Origin of the sequence: Enhygromyxa salina (genome assembly GCF_002994615.1) — a bacterium.
GTDB lineage: Bacteria > Myxococcota_A > Polyangia > Nannocystales > Nannocystaceae > Plesiocystis > Plesiocystis salina_A.
The window spans coordinates 35,724-52,305 of record NZ_PVNK01000158.1; the positions used below are offsets into that span (position 1 = coordinate 35,724).

Below are 16,582 nucleotides of genomic sequence, written 5' to 3' on the forward strand. Positions count from 1 at the left end.
CCGGGCCGTGTCCGCCCGTCGCGCCCTCACACCGCTCCTGGTCCTGATCGCGTTCGTCTGCGCGCTGGCGAGTCCGGCCACGGCGCGCGCTGGCGAGGGCGAGGGCGAACCCGGGGTCCTCGAGCAGAGCGTCGACAAGGCCTTCGGGGTCGTGGTCAAGGGCCTGACCAAGGTCCTGTTCGCGCCGGTGTTCGCCGACAGCGAGTCGGTGACCACGCTCGAGTTCATCGACGAGGTCGACGAGATCGAGGCGCTGGTCGCCCAGATCGAGGCCAAGGACTTCGCGGTTCAAAACGCCAGCTTGACGCTGACGGTCCCGGCCTCGGAGCTGACGCCCGAGACCGCCAAGGCGCTCGAGGCCGAGCTCGGCGCGGCCGTGGTCCCGAGCGCGCCCAAGGGCACCCGGACCTTCAAGGTGGTGCGGAGCGAGGACGCGCGCGAGACGACGCTCGAGGCCAAGACCGGCGGCGTCCCGATCATCGCGCTGTGGCTGGTCCTGGGCGCGGTGTTCTTCACGGTCCGGATGGGCTTCATCAACCTGCGAGCCTTCCGCCACGCGATCGACGTGGTCCGCGGGCGCTACGACAACCCCGACGACGAGGGCGAGGTCTCCCACTTCCAGGCCCTGGCCTCGGCGCTGTCGGCCACGGTCGGCCTCGGCAACATCGCCGGTGTCGCGCTCGCGGTCGCAATGGGCGGGCCGGGGGCGATCTTCTGGATGATCATCGCGGGCTTCTTGGGCATGTCCTCGAAGTTCGTCGAGTGCACGCTGGCGCAGGTCTATCGCAAGACCCGCCCCGATGGCCGCGTGCTCGGCGGGCCGATGTCCTACCTCGACGAGGGCCTGAGCGAGAAGGGCATGAAGCCGCTCGGCAAGATCCTGGCGGTCATGTTCGCGATCTTGTGCATCGGCGGCTCGTTCGGCGGCGGCAACACCTTTCAGGTCAGCCAGTCGCTGGGCATCTTGCGCACGCAGATCCCGGTGTTCGACAGCATGCCGTGGCTCTACGGGCTGGTGATGGCGGTCGCGGTCGGGATCGTGATCCTCGGCGGGATCAAACGGATCGCGGCCACGGCCGAGAAGATCGTGCCGCTGATGTGCGGGGTCTATGTCCTCGCCTGCCTGTTCATCCTGGTCATGAACATCGGCGCGATCCCGAGCGCGTGCGTGCGCATCGTGTCCGAGGCGTTCACGCCGATGGCCGGGTTCGGCGGCTTCGTCGGCGTCTTGGTCACGGGCATCCGCCGGGCGGTGTTCTCGAACGAGGCCGGCGTCGGCTCGGCCTCGATCGCCCACTCGGCGGCCAAGACCGAGTACCCCGTGCGCGAGGGCATCGTCGCGCTGCTCGAGCCCTTCATCGACACGATCGTCGTGTGCACGATGACCGGGCTCGTCATCGTGATCACGGGCGCGTTCGAGAACCCCGACAACTACGACGTGATCGCCAACGCCGAGGGCGCCGCGCTGACCGCCCGGGCGATGGGCGGCGAGATCGTGTGGTTCCCCTGGGTCCTGACGATCGCGGTCGTGCTGTTCGCCTACTCGACGATGATCTCGTGGTCCTACTACGGCGAGCGCTGCTTCGTGTACCTGTTCGGCGATCGGGCCTCGACGACCTACAAGATCATCTACGTGGTCTTCGTGTTCCTCGGCTCGATCATCACGGCCGGCAACATCCTCAACTTCGGCGACCTCATGATCTTGTCGATGGGCCTCCCCAACATCTTGGGCCTGGTCCTGCTCAGCGGGGCGGTCAAGAAGCGGCTCGACGCGTACATGGGCAAGCTGCGCAGCGGCGAGATGAAGCGCTACGAGCCCGACGGGGCCAAGTGAGCCTGTTTGGCGACGCGGGCGAGCCGGGCGCGAACTGGCAGCGCGTCGTCGCCGTGCAAGACGCCGCCTCGGGGCTGCGCGCGATCGTGGTCCTGCACAGCCTCGCGCGCGGGCCCGCGTTTGGCGGGGTCCGGCGCCTGGCCTACGCCGACGAGCACGCCGGGCTCGCCGACGCCAAGCGCCTGGCCGAGGCGATGAGCTTCAAGTGTGCGCTGGCCGGGCTGCCCGCGGGCGGCGGCAAGACCGTGATCTTCGATCGGCCCGAGCTCGCGCGTGAAGCTGCCTACGAGGCGCTGGGGCGTATGATCGAGCGGCTAGGAGGGGACTACGTGTGCGGGCCCGACATCGGCACGGGCGCCGTGGAGCTCGCGGCGCTGCGCCGGGCGACGCGCTGGGTCAACCCTGCGCCCAACGACGCCGGTCGCTCGACGGCCGCGGGCGTGCTCGCCGGGCTCCGCGGGCTCTCGCGCGTGGTGTTCGGCGATGAGGGGATCGGCGGCCGGCGCTACGTCATCCAGGGGCTGGGCGCGGTTGGATCGGCGCTGGCGCGCGCGCTGGTTGGCGCGGGGGCGTCCGTCGCGGGCTGGGATCCCAACCCGGGCGCGCGGGCGCGGGCGGCCGCGATCGGCGTCGAGCTCCTCGGTGAGGATGAGCTGCTGCGAGCGCCCTGCGACGTGTTCATGCCTTGCGCCCTCGGGCGCACGCTCACCCGCGAGGTCTGCGAGGCCGCCAAATGGCGGGCTGTCTGTGGCTCGGCCAACAACCAGCTCGGCGACGCAGAGGCGGCCAGCGTGCTCCATCGGCGCGGCGTCGCGTGGGCCCCGGACGTCGTCGTCAACGCAGGCGCGGTGATCGAGGGGGTCGAGACCACGCTGGGACCGGGCGAGGGCGCACGCGAGCGGGTCGCGTCGGCGATCGAGGCGATCGCCGATCGCTGCGCCGCGCTGCTCGAGCGCGCGCGCGATGAAGATCGCAGCCCCGCGCAGGTCGCGATCGCGGCCGCGAGGGTGGCGCTGGCGCAGGTCGAGTGAGCCGCCTGACACGCGCGCGAGCCGAGGGCGAGCTTCTCGGGGATGGACCGCAGGCGCTTGACGCCGAGCATCGCCTCGAGGTCGGCGACGCGATGTCCGACGAGCCGTTTGGTGCAGCGAAGGGCGCGGGAGCGGGCGCGGTCGCTGGTCGAGGCGGCGGCGAGACAGTAACCTCGGCCCGTGGCTGACAAGCCCGCGATCTCGCTCGCGCGACTCGACAAGCGCTTCCGGGTCAGCGAGCGCGAGCCCGGGCTGTGGCCGGCGCTGCGGGCCCTGTTTCGGCGCGAGTGGGTCGAGGTCGAGGCTGTCCGCGAGCTGTCCTTCGACATCGCCCGCGGCGAGCGGGTTGGGTTCTTGGGTCCCAACGGGGCCGGCAAGACCACGACCCTCAAGATGCTCGCGGGGCTGCTCCACCCGAGCGGCGGCCGGGCCGAGGTCCTCGGCTTCGAGCCCGCGCGGCGGCGGCCGGAATTTCTGCGCCGGGTGGCCCTGGTCATGGGCCAGAAGCGTCAGCTCAGCTGGGACCTGCCCGCGCTCGACACCTTCGAGCTCAACCGCGTGGTCTTCGACGTGCCCCGCGGGCTCTATGCCGAGCGCCTCGACGAGATGGTCGAACTCCTCGACATCGGCGAGGTCGTGCGCAGGCCGGTCCGGACGCTCTCGCTCGGCGAGCGGATGAAGTGCGAGCTGGTCGCGGCGCTGCTCCACGGGCCCGAGGTCCTGTTCCTCGACGAGCCGACGATCGGCATGGACGTGGCGATGCAGCTCGCTATCCGCGAGTTCATCCGCGAGTATCACCGTCGCCACGGCGCGACCCTGATCCTGACCAGCCACTACATGGAAGACGTCGCCGCGCTGTGCGAGCGGATTTTGGTCATCGACGAGGGCCGCCTGCGCTTCGACGGCAGCATCGACGCGCTCGTCCGCCGGATCCGCCCGCTGCGGCGCGTGGCGATCCGCAGCGGGGCGGCCCTCGACGATGCGACGCGAACAGGGCTCGGGGCTCTCGGGCAGCTGGCCGACGCGGGGCCCTCGCGCGTGGCCCTCGACGTCGCGCCCGCGCGCGTGCCCGAGGTCGTGGCTCGGCTGCTCGCGCTGCCGGGGGCCCGCGATCTCGAGGTTCAGGACGCGCCGCTCGAAGAGGTCATGCGCGAGCTGTTCTCGCGCCGCGGGGAGCTCGACGCGGGACCAGGCGAGGAGGGCGCCAGGTGAGCGCGAGCGGCCGAGGTCGGCGCAGCAAGGTCGCGGCGCTGTGGCGTCTGGGCGTGGCCGAGGCGAGCGCCTACCGGGCCTCGCTGCTGGTCTGGGTCCTCGCGACCACGCTCCCGCTGATCAGCCTGGTCCTGTGGCGCGCGCTGGCCGAGAGCGGTCCGATCGGCGACTACGATCAGCACGGCTTCGACAGCTACTTCATCGCGGCCTTCGTCGTCCGCCAGCTCAGCGCCTCGTGGGTCGTGTGGGATCTGGATCGCCAGATCCGAACCGGTGAGCTCAGCGCGCTGCTCATGCGCCCGGTCCACCCGGTCCTGCACCACGCGATGACCAACCTCTCGGCGCTGCCGCTGCGGACGGCCCTGGCCGCGCCGGTCGGGCTCGCGGTCTTGCTCGCAACCGGCGGCATCTCGATCACCGAGGATCCCGCGATGCTCGCGCTGGTCGTGCCGGTTTTGGCGCTCGCGTGGGCGATCAATTTCGTGACCCAGCTGGCGATCGGCTGCCTGGCGTTTTGGCTGACGAAGGCCGCGGCGCTCTACGACGTGTGGCTCGGGGCCTACGTCGTGCTCGCTGGCTATCTGGTCCCGACCAGCTTGTTCCCCGCGGGCCTGGCCGAGGTCGCGCGGATGTTGCCCTTTCACGCGGCGCTCGGGTTCCCGGTCGAGCTCCTGATCGGTCGTCTGTCGGTCGCCGAGGCGGTGGCCGGGATCGGCCTGCAGCTCGTGTGGCTGGTCGCGCTCGGGGCCCTCGCTGCGCTGGCCTGGCGCTGGGGGCTGCGGGCCTACGGAGCTTTCGGCGCATGACGGAGGGAGCATGAGCTCGGCAGGGCAGGGCTTCGAGCATGGCGCGCTGAGGCGGCACCTGGCGCTCGTCGGCGCGCAGCTGCGGGTGTCGACCCTCGCGGCGCTCGAGTATCGGGTTGGCTTTTGGACCGAGGGCGTGGTCGGCCTGGCCTGGAGCCTCGGCGGCTTGGTGCCGCTGATCGTCGCGCTCGAGCACCGTGACGACGTGGCGGGTTGGGGTCCGTGGGAGATCGTGCTGCTGACCGGCTTCTTCCTGATCATCTCGGGCGTGTTTGCGAGCGCGGTCCAGCCGGCGGTGTCCGAGTCGATGGCCAAGATCCGGACCGGCACCCTCGACTATCTGCTCTTGCGCCCCGTCGATGGCCTGGTCTCGTGTCTGTCGGCGGCGTTCGAACCCTGGAGCCTGATCGAGGTCCTGACGGGGGTCGTGCTCGCGGTCGTCGCTACGATCCAGCTCGAGCTGACGCCGAGCGCCGGGCAGCTCGGCGTGCTCGCGCTCGTGCTCGCGTGCGGGCTGGTGTCGCTCTACGCCCTCGGCGTGCTGATCCTCAGCGCCAGCTTCCGCGCGCTCGAGCTTCAGAACCTGACCTTCTTGATGGAGACGCTGCTGGACTTCGCCCACTGGCCGATCTCGGTGTTTCGGGGCCCCCTCAAGCTGGTCTTCACCTTCGTCGTGCCCTTCGCGGTCATGACCAGCTACCCCGCGCAGAGTCTCAGCGGCGCGCTCGGGGCGTCGGAGGTGCTCGGGGCCGTGGTCACGGCGCTGGCCCTGGCCGCGATCGCCCGCCTGGCCTGGCGCCGAGCCCTGCGCGGGTACACATCCGCGTCGAGCTGAGTATGATGGTCGTGATGAGCGTGCGGATTCGCGAACTAGCGACCTGTGTCGCTTCTTGTGCGGTATTGCTGCCGGCCGGCTGTCGGCGGGCGCCTGCCGAGCTCACCGTCGATCCCGAGGCTGGCGGCGAGCCGGTCGTCGACACGCCCGCGCCCGACTGCGACTGCGAGGCGGCGCAGGCCTCGTCGCGGCCCAAGCCCGGCTCGAGCGGCGACGCCGAGGCACCGGTCGTGCTCGGGGCCCGCTTCGTCGCGCGCGATCGCGTGCAGCTGACCTTCAGCGAGGGCCTCGCCCCGACCGAGTCGGTCAACCCGCGCCAGTTTCGGCTGAGCATGGCCTACTCGATGCTCGACTACGGATCGGGCTACGCCACGGGCTACTACTACGACCTCGCGGGCAGCGATAACTACGAGCTGCCGTTCGTCGTGACCTCGCTCGAGGGCTACGAGGATCGGCCCGAGGTCCTGGCGCTGACCCTCAGTCGCCCCGTGCCCGTCGAGCTGTGCGCCGACATCGAAGACATGCGCGCCGACCTGGTCGACTCGGTCGATTCGGGTGGGCGCGGGCAGGTGGGCTTGTTCCTGCACTACACGACGCGCGGGAGCGTCGGGATCCGTGATCTGGCCGAGAACCCGCTCGGCGACATGGGCGGCGAGTGGGCGCTGCACTTCGGCGCGCGGCACAAGACCATGTACGGAACCGAGCCGGTCATGCGCCTCGATCTGCTCGTCGAGCTCGCGTGCCCCGACGAGCGCATGGGCATGTCAGCCCCACCCGGCCCGGGGTAGGTGTTTTGACCCCCGCAGCCGTCCTGCACGTTCGTGGGTTGGTTTGAGCTGCGCCGCTCTAGCGGGTGTTGGCGAGTAGGCCCTCGATGATCGTGCGGCTGCGGTGGCCCCAGATCGGGTGCGGGACTCGGCAGGCTTCGTCGGCGAGGGCGTTGGCGGCCAGCGAGGTCGTGGTCTGCTCGCGCTCGGCGCGGGCGAGGATCCGTTTGGTGACGACGAAGACCGCGTTGTCCCAGTCGCGCGAGAAGTGGCGCTCGATCGCGGGGTCGTCGGGCAGGTTGCCGTACTGCTCGTTGGCGCAATTGACGATGCCCATCCGGTTGGCGACGAAGTCGGGCACGTAGATGATCCCGCGCTCGGCCAGCGCTCGGTCGTCGCGGCGATCATCGAGGAGCTGGTTGTTGGCCGCGCCGCAGACGATCGGGGCCTGGATCATCGGGATCGTCTCGGGCCCGAGCACGCCGCCGAGGGCGTTGGGCGCGAGCACGTCGCAGGGCTCGGCGAAGATCGCCAGGTCGCCGGGCGCGGCGTGGCGGATCTCGACCCGGTCCCCCGCGTGCGCGAAGCGATCGCGGACCTGCTCGCAGCGCGCGGCGCAGATGTCGGTCGCGATGACGCGGCCGACCTCGCGCTCGAGCAGCTCGCCGATCATGTAGCTGGCGACGTTGCCCGCGCCCTGCATTGCGATCGTCTTGCCCGCGATCGTGCCGCGACTAGTGTGGGCGAGGGCGCCCTCGATCGCACACACGACGCCCTTGGCGGTCGCCGGGGAGGGGTTGCCGCTGCCGCCGACGCTCGCGGGCACGCAGGTCGCAAAGCGGGTCGTCTCGAACACCGCGGCGAGATCCTCGGGCCTCGTCCCGACGTCCTCGGCGGTCACGTAGACGCCGCGCAGGGAGGTCGTGAACGCGCCGTACTCACGGTAGAGCGCGCGTCGGTAGCCGGGGTCTGCGTGGCGATCACCACGCTGGCGCGCGATCACACCCTTGCCGCCGCCCCACCACAGGCCCGCGAGCGCGTTCTTGCGGCTCATGCCCAGCGACAGGCGGAGGCCGTCACGGATCAGCGCCTCGAGCCGCGGGTAGGGCCACTGGCGGAGGCCGCCGGCGGCCTGACCCCGGACGGTCTTGTGTACGACGGCGGTCATGAGCGCGCCGGTCTCGGGGCCGACCGCCATGAACACGCCCTCGTGCTCGTGAAAGTCACGCTCGTCGGCGCCGAGCCAGCTGGCGAGCTCGTCGAGCCACGGCGCGCTCGCGACCACGCGGCGGGCGTCGTGGTCCCAGGTCAGGTACGCGCGGCCGCCCTCGTCGCGCAGGCGGGCGGCGAAGCGCTCGGGCTCTAGGTCGAGCAAGTCGGCCCGCGCGGCGCTCATTCGGCCGCCTCGCTCGGCGCCGCAGCCTCGCCGCCCTGACCCCAGCCCGGCAGCAGCCCGATGTTCACGCGGCTCAGCCCCTTGACGTCGTCGGGGTTGCGCTCGAGCACGCCCTCCTTGTCGGCGTGGGCCAGCATCCGCGTGCGCCGGCTGTTCTTGCTGTCGCCGAGCCGAGCCTGGTAGTCGGCGAGGGGCTGGACCTGGTAGTTCCACAGCGCGTCGGCGTGGACCCAGTCTTTGGAGTAGATCGTCCGCAGCACGATCGAGTCTTCGGCGACCGGCAGCCCGGTGATGTTGGCCCGATACTGCGGGCTGTAGTTGTAGTACTCCTCGGCGTTCGACAGGTAGAACACGCCGACGGGGAGGCCGAGGCCCTCGGCCGCGGTCTTGATCGTGGTCAGCGTGGTCGGCCCGGTCAGATCGCCGACGAGCATGCGCACGCGATCGTTTTGGTAGAGCTTGCGGATGTGGGCGTAGTACTCGGGGTTCGACAGCCAGCTCGAGGCCACGCCCTCGCGCTGGCGCTTGATGACGTTGTCGAGGTGGCGATACACGGTCTCGCGGGCGCCTCGCCAGCTGGTGATGTGCTGGCGGAGCTGATCGTCGTCGAGCTGATCGCCGAGCGCCTCCTCGAGCAGCGCGATCGTGGCGTCCTGGTTGTCCTTGTGAAAGCGCTGGTGGAGGGTCTCGGGATCCTCGGACGCCTCGATCAGGACCTCGTAGGCGCGGTGGAGCTCGGTCACGCGCCAGTCGAGATCCATCAAGAACACGAACTCGGACTTGGCGACCCCGATCAGCGTGTAGTTCTGGTCGGCGGCCACGCCGATGTAGATGCCGCGGCGGTTGTCGAGGTAGGGGAACCACACGTCGTGACGGCGCTCGTTGGTCTTCACGTAGTGGATGTCGGTCTTGATCCGCGCTTCCTCGTCGCCGGCGAGCAGGATCGATCGCTGCTCGTCGGTGATCGGGCCCCAGGGATCGGGCGGGGGCGCGGCCTCGGCCTGCTCGCCGGTCTCGCCCGCGGGCGCCGGATCGGGCTCGACCTCGGCGTCGGGCTGGGGGTCACTGCTGTCCTCGGCGTCGGCCGGGGGCTGGGCGGCCGCGTTCGAGTCGGGCGGCGTGCCTGTGCAGGCCGCGACCAGGGTCAGGGCGAGGAAGCAGGGGAGGGGCCAGGGGAGCCGAACCATGGGGCGGAGTCTAAACACCTGCGTAGGCGTCCGCGACCTTTTGGGCGAGCACGCGAACATTTTGCCCCTTGCGCTTTGCATGAGACGGATTACAGGTGGCGGTCGCAGGGGGAAACCATGTGAGATCAGGCCGGCTTGAAGCTGTCGATTGTCTGGCATAGAACCCCGCTTCACGTGTTCGGGGCTCCCGGTCGCCGCTCAGGCGACCCCCGAGCACCCGAGTACTCCAACCCATGAGCGAAATATGAGCACTTCATCCGCTCCGGTGACGATCCGCGCGAACGCGATTTCGAAGGTCTACGGCGATTTTGTCGCCGTTCACGGGCTGTCCTTCGAGGTCCGCAAGGGCACGGTCGCCGCCTTCCTCGGACCCAACGGCGCCGGCAAGTCGACGACGATGAAGATGCTGACCGGCTACCTCGCGCCGAGCTCCGGTACCGTCGAGCTCCTCGGCAAGGATCCCGGCTCGTCCGAGTCTCGGATCGCGCTGGCCCGCCGCCTCGGTTACCTGCCCGAGAACGGTCCGCTCTACCTCGACATGACCCCGCGTGAGCTGCTCGAGTTCTTCGGCGAGGTCCGCAAGCTCGGCGACATCGACAAGGCGATCGAGCGCGTGGTCGAGCAGTGCGCGATCCGAGAGGTCCTGCACAAGCCGATCGGCAAGCTGTCCAAGGGCTTCCGCCAGCGCGTCGGCATGGCCCAGGCGCTGCTCTCGGATCCCGACGTGCTGATCCTCGACGAGCCGACCTCGGGCCTGGATCCGCTCCAGATCCGCGAGGTCCGCGGCCTGATCCGCGAGCTCGGCCAACAAAAGACGATCTTGCTGTCCACGCACATCCTTCAAGAGGTCGAGGCCGTGGCCGACACGGTGATCATGATCCACGAGGGCCGGCTGGTCTTCGACGGCAGCGTCGCGGAGCTGCGTGACGGGCGCTCGCTCGAATCTCGCTTCTACGAGCTCGCTGGGGCCCCGGAGGCCGAAGCCGACGAGCAAGCAGACGACCAAGCAGACGAGGAGGACTCCTGATGGGTATCGACTGGACCGTCACCCGGGCGATCGCCCGACGCGAGCTCGGCAGCTACCTCGGCAACCCCGCGGGCTACGTGTTCCTGACCCTGTTCATCGCCGCGACCGGCGCTGGCGCGTTCTTGCAGGCCGGGTTCTTCGCCCGCAACCTCGCGGATCTCGCCCTGCTCAACAAGGTCATGCCGGCGATCCTGATGCTCTTCGTCCCGGCCGTGACCATGAACGTGTGGGCCGAGGAGCGCCGCCGCGGGACCGACGAGCTGCTCTTGACCATGCCCGTGCGCGACGTCGAGGTCGTGCTCGGCAAGTACCTCGGCGCGCTCGGTGTGTACACGATCGGCCTCGGCTTCGCGCTCGCCCACGTCGCCGTCCTCGCCCGCCTCGGCGACCCCGACGTCGGGCTGATGGCCTCGACCTACCTCGGCTACTGGTTGGTCGGGGTCGCGTTCGTCGGCGTCGGCTTGCTGGCCTCGATGTTCAGCGCCAACGCGACGGTCGCCTTCATCCTCGGCGCGGTCGGCTGCGCGGGCCTGGTGTTCGCCGGGACCGCGCCCTGGGCCAGCGGCATCGTCGGCTGCGGGCTGATCGCCGGGACCGCGACGCTGGTCTGGATCACGATCCAGGGCAGCAGCGAGAACGCCGGATACGTCGGGGTCGGCGGCGCCGTGGTCGCGCTGGTGATGTGGCTGACCGGCACCTTCGCGGCCTTCGAGGAGAGCTTCGGCCTGCTCGGCGTCGAGCGTCACTTCTACGGCTTTGGTGAGGGCATCGTCCGCCTCGGCGACGTCGTCTACTTCGTCGGCATCGCGGTCGTCGTCCTCTATGTCTGCACCTTCATGCTCGGACGGAGGCACTGGTGACCACTACACCTCGCATTCATCGTCTCTTGCGGCTGCTCGCGCTCGTCGTGATCGTCGCCTCGGTCACCTACATGGCCGAGCGCTCCAACGCGCGCGCCGACCTGACCAGCGAAGGCCTGTCGCAGATCACCCCCGGGACCAAGACCCTGATCCGCGGGGTCGGGACCGAGGTCGAAGACGCGGAGACCGGTGAGACCACGGTCGTCCCGCCCGTCGTCGTCACGGCCTACGTGTCCAAGGAGGTCCCGCGGCCCTTCGTGCCCCTGCGCAGCCGCCTGCTCAACATCCTGCGCGAGATGGAGGCCTCGGGGGGGCCCGGGCTCACGGTCCGGATCTACGAGCCCGAGCCCTTCTCCGAGGAGGCCCAGGAGGCGATCGAGAAGTACGGGATCGCCCCGCGTCCGCTGATGAGCTCCGAGGGCGGCAAGGTCGACACCATGCCCGTGTTCATGGGCGTGGCCTTCACCAGCGGACCGCGCGAGGAGGTCGTGCCCTTCTTCGATCGCGGGCTCTCGGTCGAGTACGAGATCGTCCGCGCGCTCGAGGTCGTGACCCAGCCCAAGAAGAAGGTCGTCGGGATCATCCGCGACGACACCAAGATCATGGGCGACTTCGACCTCCAGACCCGCCGCCGGATCCCCCGCTGGCGCGTGGTCGACGAGCTCGAGAAGCAGTACGAGGTCCGCAGCCTCAACCCCGGCACGCCGATCCCCGAAGACGTCGACGTGCTGTTCATCCCGCAGGTCTCGAGCCTGCCTCAGTCGGGCCTCGACATCGTCCAGGCCTACCTGCTCGCGGGTCGCCCGGCGCTGATCGTCGCGGACCCCATGCCCTTCTTCAACCCCAAGCTCGCGCCCAGCCAGCCGATGCTGCCGCCGCCGCAGCAGGGCGGGATGATGGGCGGCGGCCAGCCGGCCCAGGAAAAGGGCAACTACCGCGGGCTGCTCGCGTCGATCGGCGTCGACTGGCCCGACGACCACGTCGCCTTCGACCTCGAGAACCCCGAGCCGCAGCTGGCCGAGGCCCCGCGCAGCATCGTGGTGTTGGGCCAGCGCGACGCTCGCAGTCAGTTCGAGGGCGGCGACATCACCGTCGACGGCCTCGCGCAGATCGTCTTGCTCTTCGCTGGTGAGGTCCGGGCGCTCTCGGGCGGCGACACCAGCGTCACGCCCTTGCTGACCACCGGTGAGAAGGGCGGCTGGGATCCCTTCGAGGTGTTCGTCGACGACAGCAACTTCCTGTTTGGGCTCCAGTTTCGCGGCGTCCCGCAGGACTATCACAAGCTCGCGGCCCAAGACGGGCTCGAGAACATGAAGCTCGGCGTGCGCGTGAGCGGGGGCAGCTCTGGCGGCGGGCGCGACATCAACGCGGTCGTGCTGACCGACCTCGACATGTTCGCGGACAGCTTCTTCAGCTTCCACGAGCGCGGCGGCGATCTCGACGGCGACGGCCTGATCGACATGCGCTTCGACAACGTCACCTTCTTGTTGAACGTCATCGACAGCCTGCTCGACGACACCCGCTTCATCGAGCTGCGCAAGCGCCAGCCCGAGTTTCGGCGCCTCGCCCAGGTCGACGACATGACCAAGAAGGCCAACGAGGATCGCCAGGCCCGGCTCAAGGCCGCGAGCGAGGCGGCCGAGAACAAGATCAAAGAAGCGCAGGCCTCGCTCGATGCGGCCGTCCAGGCGATTCGGGCCGAGACCGGGATCGACGATCGGACCAAGGAGATCAAGATCCGCGCGGCCGAGGAGGCCGAGAACCGCCGGCTCCAGGCCCAGACCGAGCAGATCGAGCGCGAGAAGTCGCAGGAGATCGACAAGATCAAGGCCGACCACGCCCGCGCCGTCGACGAGGTCCGCGATCGCATCCGCGTCGCCGCGATCCTCGTGCCGCCGCTGCCGGCGATCCTGTTCGGTCTGCTGGTGTTCATACGCAAGCGCAGGCGCGAGAGCGCGACGATCCCCGAGAGCCGCAAGCGGAGGGAATCCTGATGACGCGAGGTACCGTGATCATGGGCGTGCTCGCCCTGTTGAGCTTTGCTGGCGCGATGTCGATGCGGCCGGTGCCGATGGCCCCGCCGACCTTCGAGGACACGGGCGAGGCCCTGTTCCCCGACTTCGTCGACCCCAACGCCGCGACCTTCCTCGAGGTCAAGGACTTCGACGAGGAGTCGGCCCAGCTGACCAGCTTCTCGGTCAAGCTCGACGACGGCAAGTGGGTGATCCCGAGCCACAACGACTACCCGGCCGACGGGACCGAGCAGATGGGCAAGGCCGCGGCCTCGTTCATCGGCGTCAACAAGGACGTCGTGCGCAGCGACGACCCCAAGGACCACGCCGAGTTCGGCGTCGTCGATCCCGAGGACGAGGCCGCCGCCGAGGGCACGCGCGGCCGCCGGGTCACGATCAAGGACGCCTCGGGCACCAACCTCGCCGACGTGATCATCGGCAAGGACGTGCCCGAGCGCCCGGGCTTCAAGTTCGTGCGCTACCCCGGCGAGAACCGGGTCTACGCCGTCGAGCTCGATCCGCAGGTCTCGACCAAGTTCACCGACTGGATCGAGGACGACCTGCTCAAGATGGAGTCCGACGACATCGTCGCCGTGCTCAGCAACAGCTACAGCGTCGTCGAGGCGAGCGACGAGGCCACGGGCGAGAAGAAGACCACGCTCGAGGACGACAACCCGATCTACTTCGAGCTCTCGGACTCGGGCGCCTTCGGTGAGGACGGCCAGCCCTCGACCGAGTGGGCCGTGGCCGCGCCGCCGGTCTTCGGGCCCGAGGGCGAGCGCATCGATCCCGAGACCTGGGAGGGCGAGGAGCCGCTGCCCGCGCCGGTCCTCGCGCCCGAGGGCAAGGAGCTCAACCCGACCAAGGTCAAGCAGATCGTCGGGGCCTCCGATCGCATGAAGATCGTCGGCGTCCGGCCCCGCGCCGCCCGCCTCGATCCCTTCGAGATGCGCTCGAAGGGCTTCTTCCTGGTCGGCGAGCCGCCGCGCCTGTCGCTGCTCGGCAACGAGGGCGAGGTTCACCTGTTCTCCAACGACGGCGTCGTCTACACGCTGTTCTTTGGCGAGGTCACCTACGCGACCGGCGAGGCCCTGTCGGCCGGCGGTGAGGACGCCGAGCCCGACGAGCAGGCCGAGAACGCCCGGGCCAACCGCTACATGTTCGTCAACGTCGGCTACGATCCGCGCCGGGATCAAAACCCCGGGGAGCCGTCCCTCGACGGCGAGCCGCGGGGCCAGGAGCGGGCCGAGATGCTCGCCAAGCGGTTTGAGCGCTGGTACTACGTGATCCCCGACTCGAGCTTCACGCAGGTCCACAAGGTCCCCGACGACTTCTGGCGCGACATCAAAGAGTGATCACGAGCTGGGGGCTTCGAAATCATGAGCGAAGCACCCCAGCAGGCTCAGACTCAGGCCCCGCCCGCGAAAGCGAGCCCGGACCAGCCCCCACAGCAGCACGCCGAGAAGCGGCTCAGCTGGCGTGAGGGGCTGTTCCTCGTTGGGCCCGATCCGCTGACCTCGCCCTACTACAGCTCGGGCGCGCTGATCGCCGCGGGCGTCGGCTACGCGACGCCGCTGTTTCAGATCGGCCTGTACCTGCTGCTCTTCCTGCTCGTGCCGCTCTATGTCGAGGCGGTGCTGCTGACGCTCAGCAACGGCGGGACCTACGTGATGACCCGCTACGCCCTGGGTCACCTCGGCAAGCTGGCGATCCTGGCCGCGGCCCTGGTCGGCCTCGTGATTAGCTTCTCCTACGTGGCCACGGCGATCGTCAGCTTGCTGGCCTACTCGGACTACGTGTCCTCGCTGGTCGCGAATTCAACGGGCCCGCGCACGCTCATGGCCATGGGCCTGTCGGTGATCCCCTCGATCGGCTTTGGCCTGTGGGTGATGCCGAGTCAGTGGCGCAAGGTCACGATCGCGGTCGTCGTGACCGCGCTGCTCGGGCTGATGCTCAGCGCGGTCATGAGCTCGTCGGCGGTCATCATGCTGCCGCCGCTGATCATGCTGTTCATCCTCAACAACCAGGGCCTCAAAGAGAGCGTCAAGGTCAGCAAGACGATCTTTGTGATCAACCTGGTTGTCATGGGCATCACGATCCTCGTGAGCCTGATCTACCTGCTGATTCACGGCGCCGATCTCTCGCGCTTCCTCGAGGGGGGCGCGCTGCCCGAGGCCCTCGTCGCCGCCGCCGAGTCCTCGGCCGAGGCCGACACCCACGAGCACCACGGCGTGGTCAGCGAGCTGCCCGGCTTCCTGCGCCTCGGCGCGCCGCTGATCCTGGCGGGGGCCGGGGTCTCGATCCTCGGCGCGTCGGGGGTCGAGTCGGTCATGAACATCCCCGAGGAGCTCGACAACCCGCGCCGCGACATCGCCAAGATCTACCGCTGGATGCTGTCCTTGCTGCTCGGGATCGGCGGCTCACTCAGCATCTTGCTGTTCCTGGTCCTCGACCCCGAGCAGCTGGCTGGGAGCTCGAGCTACCTGCTCGCGGTCCTCGGTGAGCAGGGGGTGGTCGGGGTGTTTGGCTCGGCCGGCCTCGCGCACTTTTGGAAGATCGTGATCGTCGCCAACGCCGCGCTGATGCTGATCGGCGCGTGCAACACCGGCTTCGCCGGGGCCCGGGGCCTGTGGCTGACGATGGCCCGCGACAGCCTCCTGCCGCGGATGATCCTCGACCCCAACGAGCGCGGCGCGTTCTCGCGGATCCACTGGATGATGCTGATCGCGATCTTGCTGCTCGCGATGCAGGGCGACTGGAACCTGTCCAAGCTCGAGCGCTGGTACGGCGTGACCTTCGGCTTCGTGATGTTCTCGGGGGTGATCGCCTTCATCCTCCTGCGCAAGTTCCGAGCCAACGATCGCCGGGTCTACTGGGCGCCCTTCAACCTCAACATCGGCGGGACCAAGATCCCGGCCGCCGCGCTGATCGGCCTGGTCGTGCTCGGCTACGCGCTGCTGAGCATGTACGGGAGCTACAGCGGCGAGATCGGTGAGCTGCACACGCTGGTCGTGATCGTCGGCGTGGGCGTCGTCGGCGTGCTGTTTCTCTACAACCACCGGCCGCTGCTGCGGGCGGCCCACAGCTATTATCGTCGGGTGGTCGAGACCGTCGAGTCGTCCGAGATCGAGACCGAAGATCGGACCATCGTCGTCGCCGTGGGCAGCATGCGGATCGGTCGGTTGATCGAGAACGCGATCGCCCTGGCCAGGCGCCAGAGCGCGACGACGGGGATCCCCTACCGCCAGCTGGTCGTGTTTCACATGAGCTCGCTGGTGACCGGGGAGCACGTCTATCAGGTCGATCGCCACACGATCCGTCCAGCGGGGCTCGCGGCCGACGCCGTGCGTGTGTTCAACAAGCTGACGGAGGTCGCGCCGACCGAGCTGCGCTGCTACCTCGCGATCGTGCCACCGGCCGATCCCGAGATCGTCGACGACCTGAGCGCCGCCCTCGACACCCTGGTCGACTTCCACGATCGCCACAATTTCACGGGGCACATGGTCCTCGTCGGCACCTACGAGGCCCGACACGAGGGCTTCGATCGGCTCCAGAGCCGGCTCGAGGGCTCGACGCTCGTGCCTGTGCCGCTCTATGGGGAGTAGGGGGGGGAGC

General features: G+C 69.3%; 13 protein-coding genes. 11 read left to right on the plus strand and 2 right to left on the minus strand.

Annotation, left to right across the window (positions count from 1 at the left end; all coding sequences use genetic code 11):
* The first annotated feature begins 7 nt into the window (after nt 1–7).
* The 6 genes from ENSA5_RS17325 to ENSA5_RS17355 all read left to right on the plus strand — a co-directional run bounded on the left by ENSA5_RS17325 (nt 8) and on the right by ENSA5_RS17355 (nt 6,506).
* Nucleotides 8–1,834: an alanine/glycine:cation symporter family protein gene (locus tag ENSA5_RS17325; protein ID WP_258182890.1), complete on the plus strand. Its 1,827-nt coding sequence runs from the start codon at nt 8–10 to the stop codon at nt 1,832–1,834.
* Nucleotides 1,831–2,865, plus strand: a complete 1,035-nt coding sequence (locus ENSA5_RS17330; protein WP_106392783.1) for a Glu/Leu/Phe/Val dehydrogenase dimerization domain-containing protein — start codon at nt 1,831–1,833, stop codon at nt 2,863–2,865. The genes ENSA5_RS17325 and ENSA5_RS17330 overlap by 4 nt, the downstream gene beginning before the upstream one ends.
* Nucleotides 2,866–3,045: 180 nt before the next feature.
* Complete coding sequence (locus ENSA5_RS17340) at nt 3,046–4,077, plus strand: ABC transporter ATP-binding protein (RefSeq protein WP_181197853.1); 1,032 nt, start codon at nt 3,046–3,048, stop codon at nt 4,075–4,077.
* Complete coding sequence (locus tag ENSA5_RS17345) at nt 4,074–4,883, plus strand: ABC transporter permease (RefSeq protein ID WP_106392785.1); 810 nt, start codon at nt 4,074–4,076, stop codon at nt 4,881–4,883. Before ENSA5_RS17340 ends, ENSA5_RS17345 begins: the two co-directional genes overlap by 4 nt.
* A 10-nt stretch (nt 4,884–4,893) precedes the next feature.
* Nucleotides 4,894–5,718: an ABC transporter permease gene (locus tag ENSA5_RS17350; protein ID WP_106392786.1), complete on the plus strand. Its 825-nt coding sequence runs from the start codon at nt 4,894–4,896 to the stop codon at nt 5,716–5,718.
* Nucleotides 5,719–5,732: 14 nt separating this feature from the next.
* On the plus strand, nt 5,733–6,506 hold the full coding sequence (locus ENSA5_RS17355) for a hypothetical protein (protein WP_146155806.1): 774 nt from the start codon (nt 5,733–5,735) through the stop codon (nt 6,504–6,506).
* A gap of 58 nt (nt 6,507–6,564) precedes the next feature.
* On the opposite strand, the gene ENSA5_RS17360 is transcribed toward ENSA5_RS17355, so the two are convergent.
* Together ENSA5_RS17360 and ENSA5_RS17365 are read right to left on the minus strand one after the other, a co-directional pair.
* Entirely contained in the window at nt 6,565–7,881 is a 1,317-nt protein-coding gene (locus ENSA5_RS17360) for a Glu/Leu/Phe/Val dehydrogenase dimerization domain-containing protein (protein WP_106392788.1), read from the minus strand.
* A complete protein-coding gene (locus ENSA5_RS17365; protein ID WP_106392789.1) occupies nt 7,878–9,068 on the minus strand; it encodes an LIC_10091 family protein in 1,191 nt (396 codons plus the stop codon). Before ENSA5_RS17365 ends, ENSA5_RS17360 begins: the two co-directional genes overlap by 4 nt.
* A gap of 244 nt (nt 9,069–9,312) precedes the next feature.
* On the opposite strand from ENSA5_RS17365, the gene ENSA5_RS17370 reads away from it, so the two are divergent.
* Genes ENSA5_RS17370 through ENSA5_RS17390 form a run of 5 tightly spaced genes read left to right on the plus strand, consistent with a single transcriptional unit; the run spans nt 9,313 to nt 16,572 of the window.
* Nucleotides 9,313–10,095 (plus strand): ABC transporter ATP-binding protein, encoded by a 783-nt coding sequence (locus tag ENSA5_RS17370; RefSeq protein ID WP_106392790.1) that lies wholly within the window; start codon nt 9,313–9,315, stop codon nt 10,093–10,095.
* Nucleotides 10,095–10,955, plus strand: a complete 861-nt coding sequence (locus ENSA5_RS17375; RefSeq protein ID WP_106392791.1) for an ABC transporter permease — start codon at nt 10,095–10,097, stop codon at nt 10,953–10,955. Before ENSA5_RS17370 ends, ENSA5_RS17375 begins: the two co-directional genes overlap by 1 nt.
* Entirely contained in the window at nt 10,952–12,949 is a 1,998-nt protein-coding gene (locus tag ENSA5_RS17380) for a GldG family protein (RefSeq protein ID WP_146155807.1), read from the plus strand. The genes ENSA5_RS17375 and ENSA5_RS17380 overlap by 4 nt, the downstream gene beginning before the upstream one ends.
* Nucleotides 12,949–14,322, plus strand: a complete 1,374-nt coding sequence (locus tag ENSA5_RS17385) for a DUF4340 domain-containing protein (protein ID WP_106392793.1) — start codon at nt 12,949–12,951, stop codon at nt 14,320–14,322. The genes ENSA5_RS17380 and ENSA5_RS17385 overlap by 1 nt, the downstream gene beginning before the upstream one ends.
* 24 nt (nt 14,323–14,346) lie before the next feature.
* Nucleotides 14,347–16,572 carry an APC family permease gene (locus tag ENSA5_RS17390; protein ID WP_106392794.1) on the plus strand — a complete coding sequence of 742 codons (2,226 nt, stop codon included), beginning with the start codon at nt 14,347–14,349 and terminating at the stop codon, nt 16,570–16,572.
* Nucleotides 16,573–16,582 lie beyond the last annotated feature (10 nt).

Coding starts and splice junctions, on each gene's coding strand:
- ENSA5_RS17370 (WP_106392790.1), top strand. CDS start 9,313: ATGAGCACTTCATCCGCTCCGGTGACGATCCGCGCGAACGCGATTTCG.
- ENSA5_RS17385 (WP_106392793.1), top strand. CDS start 12,949: ATGACGCGAGGTACCGTGATCATGGGCGTGCTCGCCCTGTTGAGCTTT.
- ENSA5_RS17355 (WP_146155806.1), top strand. CDS start 5,733: ATGAGCGTGCGGATTCGCGAACTAGCGACCTGTGTCGCTTCTTGTGCG.
- ENSA5_RS17390 (WP_106392794.1), top strand. CDS start 14,347: ATGAGCGAAGCACCCCAGCAGGCTCAGACTCAGGCCCCGCCCGCGAAA.
- ENSA5_RS17375 (WP_106392791.1), top strand. CDS start 10,095: ATGGGTATCGACTGGACCGTCACCCGGGCGATCGCCCGACGCGAGCTC.
- ENSA5_RS17350 (WP_106392786.1), top strand. CDS start 4,894: ATGAGCTCGGCAGGGCAGGGCTTCGAGCATGGCGCGCTGAGGCGGCAC.
- ENSA5_RS17360 (WP_106392788.1), bottom strand. CDS start 7,881: ATGAGCGCCGCGCGGGCCGACTTGCTCGACCTAGAGCCCGAGCGCTTC.
- ENSA5_RS17365 (WP_106392789.1), bottom strand. CDS start 9,068: ATGGTTCGGCTCCCCTGGCCCCTCCCCTGCTTCCTCGCCCTGACCCTG.